This window comes from Pelatocladus sp. (genome assembly GCF_059505505.1).
Genome location: NZ_JCACKS010000083.1, coordinates 2,665 through 10,425 on the forward strand (window position 1 = coordinate 2,665; position 7,761 = coordinate 10,425).

Here is a 7,761-nt window from a genome sequence, read left to right on the forward strand (position 1 = left end):
ACACGGAAACGTCAACCCAGAAGCTGCTGCAAGGAAGACGGAAGTTGCTACAGGGAAGGTCACACATACCAGTGAACTCCAAATTATTGAAACCGCAGGGAGTATCAAAACATATTTATAAACACTTGTGCCAAACATCACTTCAAAAAAAATTCTGGATGTGCTATCATAAGCAAAATCCAGAATTTACATCATGTATTTTAAAGAAAAGTACTGATAAAATTTGTATAAAATCATTCCACAGTTACGCTCTTGGCGAGGTTCCGAGGCTGATCCACATCCAAGCCGCGACGGGCAGCTATATGATAAGCCAATAGTTGTAAGGGAACTACCGTCAGAATGGGAGAAAGTAATTCATCTACAAAGGATACAGGAACTAAATCATTAAAGATTTCTGCGGCTTCTCCATCTTTAACAGGTGTAACACCAATTAACCGAGAATCTCTGGCTTTTGCTTCTTGGGCATTGGAGATCACTTTTTCATATACACTACCAGGAACTGCGATCGCCACTACTGGTACTTTGGCATCTAATAAAGCAATAGGCCCATGCTTCATTTCTCCAGCTGGATAGCCTTCTGCATGAATATAACTAATTTCTTTTAATTTCAACGCCCCTTCCAAAGCAATAGGAAAGTTTATTCCCCTACCCAAAAAGATAAAATCTTGAGTTTCAGCAAATTCATGTGCTAATTGTTCGGTTAATTTTTCTTGACTTTCTAAAGTTGCTTCCATTTCTTTGGGAATCTGGCGTAACCCTTTGAGAATATCTTCTAGGTTTTCTAGGGGAAGTGTTTGACGACTATAAGCCAAATCCAAGGCTAAAGCATAAAATGCCATCAATTGAGCAATAAAAGTTTTTGTCGCCGCTACGCCAATTTCAATCCCAGCGAGGGTATTAATCATATGGGAAACCATGTATCCCAGACTGCTTTCAGGACGATTGGTGATGCCTAAAAGTCGCGCTTGATACTTTGGTTCTCTACCCTGGCGGCGTTCTTGTTCCATTGCCAAGGCTGCTAGTGTATCAGCAGTTTCACCTGATTGAGTCACGCCAATGGTTAGTGTATTGGGTGTCAGGGGTGAGGGAGCGTAGCGAAACTCGGAGGCATAATGTACTTGAGTGGGAATTTGTGCTAGTTGTTCGAGTAAGTATTTGCCGATTAAAGCTGCGTGCCAACTAGTACCACAAGCGACAATGTGAATTTGTTCTATATCTGCGTAAAATTCACTTGCTAAACCAATATTGATGGGAGATCTGCTACTGTTTCCTGGATGCCAATCGGTGTTAAAGTATGCTTCTAAACAAGCCCTGACTACTCCTGGTTGCTCGTAGATTTCTTTGAGCATGAAGTGCTTGAATCCTTGTTTTTCTACCATCATCGGATTCAAACTGAGTAGCCGGGGATGTTTCTTCAATCTTTGGCCAGCAAAGTTATAAACTTCTACCCCCAAAGGAGTCAGACGTGCCAATTCGCCATTTTCTAGGGGTAGTACCGCCTTGGTATGGGAAATAATCGCGGGAGTATCAGAGGCGCAGAAAAACTCTCCTTGACCAAAACCAATGACGATGGGTGCTTGCTGACGAACAACAATTAATTCATCGGGATAGTCAGCGCTGATAATGGCGATCGCAAACGCACCTTGTAATTCATTAACAGCTTTTCGCACAGCCTCTAAAAACACAGAATCGGAATTACTCTGTCCAAAAGCGATTTCTTCTTTGAGAAATTGAGCGATGAGGTGGGGAATTACTTCTACATCAGTATCTGAACGAAACTGGTATCCTTGCTGTTTGAGTTCCTCACGCAACTTAGAGTAATTTTCAATAATTCCATTTACTGCTACCGCTATCCGCATTGCTGTATCCATGTGCGGATGAGCATTGTACTCTTCTGGTTTTCCGTGAGTAGCCCAGCGAGTATGACCAATACCAATTTGAGCAGGACTTTGTAAATGTTCTAACTTGGAACGTAGGTTAGATAGTTTGCCTTTAGCTCGGACACAGTTAACTTCGTCTTCCCAAATCGTTGCAACTCCAGCAGAGTCATAACCTCGATACTCTAGTTTTTCCAGCCCAGATAAGAGAATTTCTGTCGCCGTTTGAGTCCCTACATAACCGACGATACCACACATTACTCACACCACTACAATTTCAGGATGATTAAATTCCAGTATAGATGCTAAGTAAAAGGTGGGAGGGGAAACAATTCAAAATTCAAAATTTGGAAGATAGTGTGAGGGGATCGGGAATCGGGGACAAGGGAGAATTATTTAACAAGTCTCTTCTCAATGACCATTGACAATTGACTAAATACTAAGATTTTTTAATTTTTATAAAAAACGAGAAATTTATAGGGTAGACGTTTCTCCCCAATCTAAATAGAGAGGCGATTAATGTCTACCCTACCTTGTAAAAAAAAGTTTGATAATTAATACAGTGACTGCTCCCACACCGACCCGACCCAATCGGGTATGGTGTGGGCTTTTTCTAGCTTTTAGTAAGCTAGACCCATGCTGCGAGTTGTTTCAGCCCCCAGATATACTCGGATGCTCAAGAAGTCAGTGGGGCAAGCAGTTTCACAACGCTTGCAACCAACACAGTCTTCTGTACGGGGGGAAGAAGCTACTTGATTAGCTCTACAACCATCCCAGGGAACCATTTCCAATACGTCTGTCGGGCAAGCGCGGACGCACTGGGTGCAGCCAATGCAGGTATCGTAAATTTTTACGGTATGAGACATTAAAAAACTCCTAAATGAGGTGTTCTTCTCCGCGAAAGAATCATAATCAAGGCTTAGTTTACCGCAGTGACTCATCTGTCGTAATCAAAAGGCTACATAACTTTAAACAATGTAATAGGATTGGGGAACAGGGATTGGGGATTCTCCAGAGGAGACGCTACGCGTAGACGCGCAAGCGGCTTCTGACAGAGTACGAGGATTGGGGAACGGGGATTGGGGAAGGTAGGGGTCCCCTGGAGGGGATAAGGGGCAGGTGGGGCCCCCTCATTTCAAGGGTAGGGATTTTGTATTTGGTCATTTTTTGACTATTTCAGCCGATTTAAGAATCCGGAAACGACCAAACCACGTTGAACATTTGAGAATTTTCTCAACTATTTTCGCTCTGCTAAAAACCCTACCCATGAAAGGGGGCCCCCTCTGGGGAACTCGGGGCCCCCACTCCCAATACGGTTCGGATAAGACAAATCGATTGGCATTTAAACCCTGTAGAGACGTTGCACTGCAACGTCTCTACATTCCCAAATCATGCGAAAAATCCTTAACCGAACCGTATTGCCCCCACTCCCCCCAAGGGAGTGGGGATTAGGGGCGAAGGGGTAATGGGGATTGGGGAACGGGGAATAGGAAACGCAGGGCTGGCTGCTGCTCAATAAATTTTGTGCATATCTAGGCAAATATCGGCATGATTGCCCAGATTCTTCCGTAAACTTTGCATTGAAGCAACGTATAATATAAATACGCTTGATTAGTGCGGGATGCAAAAGCTTACGAGGTTGTGAAAACTTTGAAACACTTGGCACAAACTAATTGTAAAAAACTGAATATTTTTTTAAGTCTCGTACTGAAATAAATTTCAGTATCTCTAACTGGGAATTAGTGGTCAAGGAACCGGAGTCACCAGGCGAAGGGACTAAACGCAAGCGCGCTTCTAATTGAGCAAACTTATACCGTGGAGTTGGGCTTACGTATATTTACAGCTTATTGCCTAGATATACATAGGTTTTTAGAAGCGGTACAGGGTGCAGGGAGAGGCTGGAGAATAAACCAATTCCTGATCCCCAATCCCTGATCCCCGACGCTTGCTACAGATTGGAAATATCTTCTACCCACACAAGTTTATCGGCAAAAAAACTAATCTTGAGCGAGTTGTAGAGTTTGCGATCAGCTGTGACAAGCTGGCATTCTTCTGTAAAAGCAAGAGCCATATAAAAACAGTCATTTACAGTCTGTGCTAGAGTGTTAGCCATTTCCACAGCAGTTTCTAATAACAGTGTTGAAGGATAAGTCTGCAACATCATTGCCTTAAATTCATGTATAATCCTTCGGCTTGTTTCTTGAGTAATTTCCCCTAGCTGGACTTTTTTCCACAAAATATGACCAAACTCAGGTAGTAGTAAGTCTGGCGCTAGTAATTCATAAGTTCCGTCCAAAAGACGAGCTGCCTTTTCGCTGTTAATCTCTGGTATGAACCATTTAACAGCCACAGTGGCATCAACAACGTAGCGATTCACTTGTTTTTCTCCTTTCTGAGGAGTTCTGCGCTGTCGGTATGGATATTACCTACTAATTGCAGCCGCATTTGGAAAGCAGCTTCTCTCACCTTTGCCATATTGACTTGCTTGCTTGAAGTTGCCTCACTTTGTACTGCCATCTCCAAGATGCGTTTGATTTCTGCTTGCAAAGAGTGACCGTGCTGTTTGGCAAGGATTTTCAGCTTTTCTAGGATGATGGGGTCTAGGTCTTCAACCAAGACTTGAGCCATAATTGACTTTTTATTAGTTTGTTATATGGATTAGCTTTTTGAGATTATAGCTTGCTGTTATGGAATTAGACCCCAAGAAGCGATCGCAATCAATGCGAGAATGGCTCGATTTATTGGGGTTAAGTGGGGAAACTAGCACAACTGAGACACCTACACCGCCTAAACCAGAACCAAAAATTAATTGCATTGCTGTGAGTGCGATCGCTATCCCCACTTTGCCGCTCTAGTTTTTTTTCGTTTGGCTATTGCAATCTTAGAAAAAGTTTGCTACATTAATTAATCGTTGAAAACAAATGTTTTCGCCGGGATAGCTCAGTTGGTAGAGCAGAGGACTGAAAATCCTCGTGTCACCGGTTCAAGTCCGGTTCCTGGCACTTAAGATAAAACCCCTGGTAAGCAAGACTTCCAGGGGTTTAGTGTCTCCATAAAAACCCCATTTCAGCCGTTTTTGGTGGTGTAAATCTGGTGTAATTTTATGCCACGTTGGACATTTTTGGACGGGGTTAGTCAAATTATTGGGGTAAAGTTGGGGTAAATCAGGGCGCGCTGATTGACCTATTTCAAGAGTTGCCTGATGAAAACCCAAATGTCTCAACGCAAGGCTTCTAAGGGAACTGTCCAAATTAAAAACTCAAATGAACGCCTGCAACTCGTTTTTAGCTATACCGGAAAACGTCATTATCTTTCGACAGGTTTTACAGATACGCCAGCCAATCGCAAGTTGGCGGAAATGAAGGCTAGGCAAATAGAGCTAGATATTCTCTCTGGCAATTTTGACACAACTCTAGCCAAGTACAAACCAGAGTTGTTGCTGAGTACCGTTACCCCAACTTTTACCCCAAAAATTACACCAGTTGTTGAAGCCGAACCATCTCTGGTGGAGTTGTGGGAGAAGTACACCGACTTTAAGCGCCCTGGTTTATCGCCTAGTACTCTAGCGAAAGACTTTTGTAAAATCTTTCGCTGCATCAATTTTCATCTGCCAATCAAAACCTTGGATAGTGCAGTAGCAATTCGAGACTGGTTAATTGCCAATAAAACCCCGAATACAGCCAAACGAATCCTGACACAACTTTCAGCTTGTTGTGATTGGGCAGTGAAATCTCAGTTAATTAAAGAAAATCCATTTGAGAATATGGCAACTGACATAAAGATTCCCAAGGCAGACAAGGAAGACAGTGATATAAATCCCTTCAGCCGGGATGAACGTGACAGAATTATCGAAGCATTCAAAAATAACCGCTACTACAAACACTATGCCCCATTCATTGAATTTCTTTTCATGACAGGCTGTAGACCATCTGAAGCTGTTGGTTTGCAATGGAAACACATTTCTAAAGACTTCAGTTCTATCCGGTTTGAGCAAGCTGTAGTAATTTCTGAATCTGGACTAACCTGCAAGAAAGGCTTGAAAACTCAGAAGAAACGAACCTTTCCCGTCAATGCTCGTTTGGCTACACTACTAAAATCGATCAAAGCCAATACTGTCTGTGCTGATGCAAAGATATTTCCTTCACCCGAAGGAGGATGGATTGATATTCACAACCTGACTAATCGAGGTTGGAAATCGATTCTAGCAAAGCTTGATGGGATTGAATATCGCAAGCTTTATCAAACGCGACATACTTTTATTACACTGGCATTGGACAATAAGATGGATGTGAAAGACGTGGCTAAGTTAGTGGGTAATTCGCCGGAAGTTATTTATCGACACTATGCAGGACAAAGTAGAGACATTGTTGTGCCAGATTTTTGAGAAAGCTATTTGATTAGAAGTTTCTGATTGCTCATTATAGCGTTTCCTATGCTAATGAAGTATAGCTAGACTTCATAGTGGTACTTAGACAAAAAGTAGCCATAAAAAACACTCAAATGCATATACAGAGAGACTTTGACATCGTTTTGCCTAGTTTCTTGATATATCTGGGTTTCAAGCATTTTTGATCCTTTGGGGTATTTCCCTTGCGCTGTATGGGTTTGAGGCTTGTTTCTGCCTTAAAAATGTCTAAGTCCCAATAGATAAATCATTTCAACTTTGAGAATGTACCTCATCTGAGCGAGAACCGCTATAAGCTGGCATAAATATTATGAATTGCCAGTTGATGAGCGATCACCTGTATTCTTCACATTTCCTATAGGCTTACCAACCAAATGTTGTGCCGTAATTCTAAATAGAATTCGCCCTTCGATTAGAACGTTTCTGATTGCTCAGTAAGCTGGCATGATATACATCTATTGCCCGATAGTGAGCGATCGGATCGTGGCGATTTTGCAACCAGTCTTGTATGAGTTCTAAGTTGTAGCGAACACAACGACTATTAATCCGCACCCAGTGTATCCCTTCAATCCACGTTCCATCAAGCCGATATTTCTTGAGTGTGGCAAAGCTGAGATTCAGATGCTCCGAGGCTTGCTGTTTACTTACAAATTTAAACATAGTTTGAGCATCATATAAATCTTTTTGAAACTTTACTTTGAGAATTTTCAATATTGGCACAAAAATTGTTATTTTTTTTATTTTTCCTATCTTCTTAAAGAAGAAAGAATATTCCAACCTATTTAAATAAATCTGTCTCGTTAAAATTCAACAGATAAAAGAGGTTAGATATTATTGGTCTATTTGGAATCATTTATACATAATTATTTTTGCTTTGACAAGTTTGATTGAGCAACATCAAATCAACTTTGACTGACTTCATCTCACACAAATCAATAAAAAATCACCGAATTACTAAACTTGATACTGATTGCAAAATCATTAACTATCACTAAAGCGATAGGGTTGTTTAGCACTAAAGCAATAAATTAATTCACGTCTTTAGAAAGAGTACTATCCAAAGCCTTTAACAGAAAATAGGCATAATGATTTCTCAAGTCCAATCTTATGGTTGAGGCAATTATTTGCTCTTTCATCACCGAACCTCAAGATTTACAATACATCTTTGATGTAGTTAATCAAGTATTAGATAATAATCATGTATTAGGCTCTATCAAAGATGTACAAACTGCTTTAAAAGAAGTCAGCTTAGAACACGGTAGGGAAATTCAAATGAATTTGATATTTGAGGAAAACTACCTAACCGGATTTAACTTTTCGTTCAAAAATAAACCTACAAAAACTACTGCTACAATTCCTTTTAAACAACAGGAAATTGAGATGCAGATCGAAAGCGGTTGTATTATATTCCATGAACCGCCCATCACAACTATTGATGTAGCGACAACCGAAGTTAAAGGCAATCTTTCAATTTCTGAC

General features: G+C 41.1%; 7 protein-coding genes, 1 tRNA gene and 1 pseudogene. 4 read left to right on the forward strand and 5 right to left on the reverse strand.

The genetic code is table 11. The features are described from left to right. Positions 1 to 233 precede the first annotated feature (233 nt). From glmS to AC5JMK_RS07795, 4 genes are all read right to left on the reverse strand, one after another. On the reverse strand, positions 234 to 2,135 hold the full coding sequence (gene glmS / locus AC5JMK_RS07780) for a glutamine--fructose-6-phosphate transaminase (isomerizing) (protein WP_096677323.1): 1,902 nt from the start codon (positions 2,133 to 2,135) through the stop codon (positions 234 to 236). Between the two features lie 362 nt (positions 2,136 to 2,497). Continuing rightward, positions 2,498 to 2,743, reverse strand: a complete 246-nt coding sequence (gene psaC / locus AC5JMK_RS07785; protein ID WP_096677324.1) for a photosystem I iron-sulfur center protein PsaC — start codon at positions 2,741 to 2,743, stop codon at positions 2,498 to 2,500. A 1,082-nt stretch (positions 2,744 to 3,825) separates the two neighbouring features. Continuing rightward, positions 3,826 to 4,254 carry a type II toxin-antitoxin system VapC family toxin gene (locus AC5JMK_RS07790; protein ID WP_096677325.1) on the reverse strand — a complete coding sequence of 143 codons (429 nt, stop codon included), beginning with the start codon at positions 4,252 to 4,254 and terminating at the stop codon, positions 3,826 to 3,828. Next, on the reverse strand, positions 4,251 to 4,505 hold the full coding sequence (locus AC5JMK_RS07795) for a FitA-like ribbon-helix-helix domain-containing protein (RefSeq protein ID WP_096677326.1): 255 nt from the start codon (positions 4,503 to 4,505) through the stop codon (positions 4,251 to 4,253). The genes AC5JMK_RS07790 and AC5JMK_RS07795 overlap by 4 nt, the downstream gene beginning before the upstream one ends. Before the next feature lie 59 nt (positions 4,506 to 4,564). Here AC5JMK_RS07795 and AC5JMK_RS07800 point away from each other — a divergent pair, with 59 nt between their 5' ends. From AC5JMK_RS07800 to AC5JMK_RS07810, 3 genes are all read left to right on the forward strand, one after another. Beyond that, positions 4,565 to 4,732 carry a hypothetical protein gene (locus tag AC5JMK_RS07800; protein WP_495909799.1) on the forward strand — a complete coding sequence of 56 codons (168 nt, stop codon included), beginning with the start codon at positions 4,565 to 4,567 and terminating at the stop codon, positions 4,730 to 4,732. Positions 4,733 to 4,806: 74 nt separating this feature from the next. Next, positions 4,807 to 4,879 (forward strand) — tRNA-Phe (locus AC5JMK_RS07805). A gap of 200 nt (positions 4,880 to 5,079) precedes the next feature. Next, positions 5,080 to 6,261: an Arm DNA-binding domain-containing protein gene (locus tag AC5JMK_RS07810; protein WP_495909800.1), complete on the forward strand. Its 1,182-nt coding sequence runs from the start codon at positions 5,080 to 5,082 to the stop codon at positions 6,259 to 6,261. A gap of 411 nt (positions 6,262 to 6,672) precedes the next feature. Here AC5JMK_RS07810 and AC5JMK_RS07815 read toward each other — a convergent pair whose 3' ends face one another. Beyond that, complete coding sequence (locus AC5JMK_RS07815; protein ID WP_495909801.1) at positions 6,673 to 7,002, reverse strand: helix-turn-helix transcriptional regulator; 330 nt, start codon at positions 7,000 to 7,002, stop codon at positions 6,673 to 6,675. Positions 7,003 to 7,389: 387 nt separating this feature from the next. Here AC5JMK_RS07815 and AC5JMK_RS07820 point away from each other — a divergent pair. Beyond that, a pseudogene (locus AC5JMK_RS07820) lies at positions 7,390 to 7,761 on the forward strand (hypothetical protein); the annotation flags it as partial.

What these genes read in the sequence shown, in the direction of transcription:
- glmS (WP_096677323.1), bottom strand. Translation starts at nt 2,135, where the DNA reads ATGTGTGGTATCGTCGGTTATGTAGGGACTCAAACGGCGACAGAAATT.
- psaC (WP_096677324.1), bottom strand. Translation starts at nt 2,743, where the DNA reads ATGTCTCATACCGTAAAAATTTACGATACCTGCATTGGCTGCACCCAG.
- AC5JMK_RS07795 (WP_096677326.1), bottom strand. Translation starts at nt 4,505, where the DNA reads ATGGCTCAAGTCTTGGTTGAAGACCTAGACCCCATCATCCTAGAAAAG.
- AC5JMK_RS07800 (WP_495909799.1), top strand. Translation starts at nt 4,565, where the DNA reads ATGGAATTAGACCCCAAGAAGCGATCGCAATCAATGCGAGAATGGCTC.
- AC5JMK_RS07810 (WP_495909800.1), top strand. Translation starts at nt 5,080, where the DNA reads ATGAAAACCCAAATGTCTCAACGCAAGGCTTCTAAGGGAACTGTCCAA.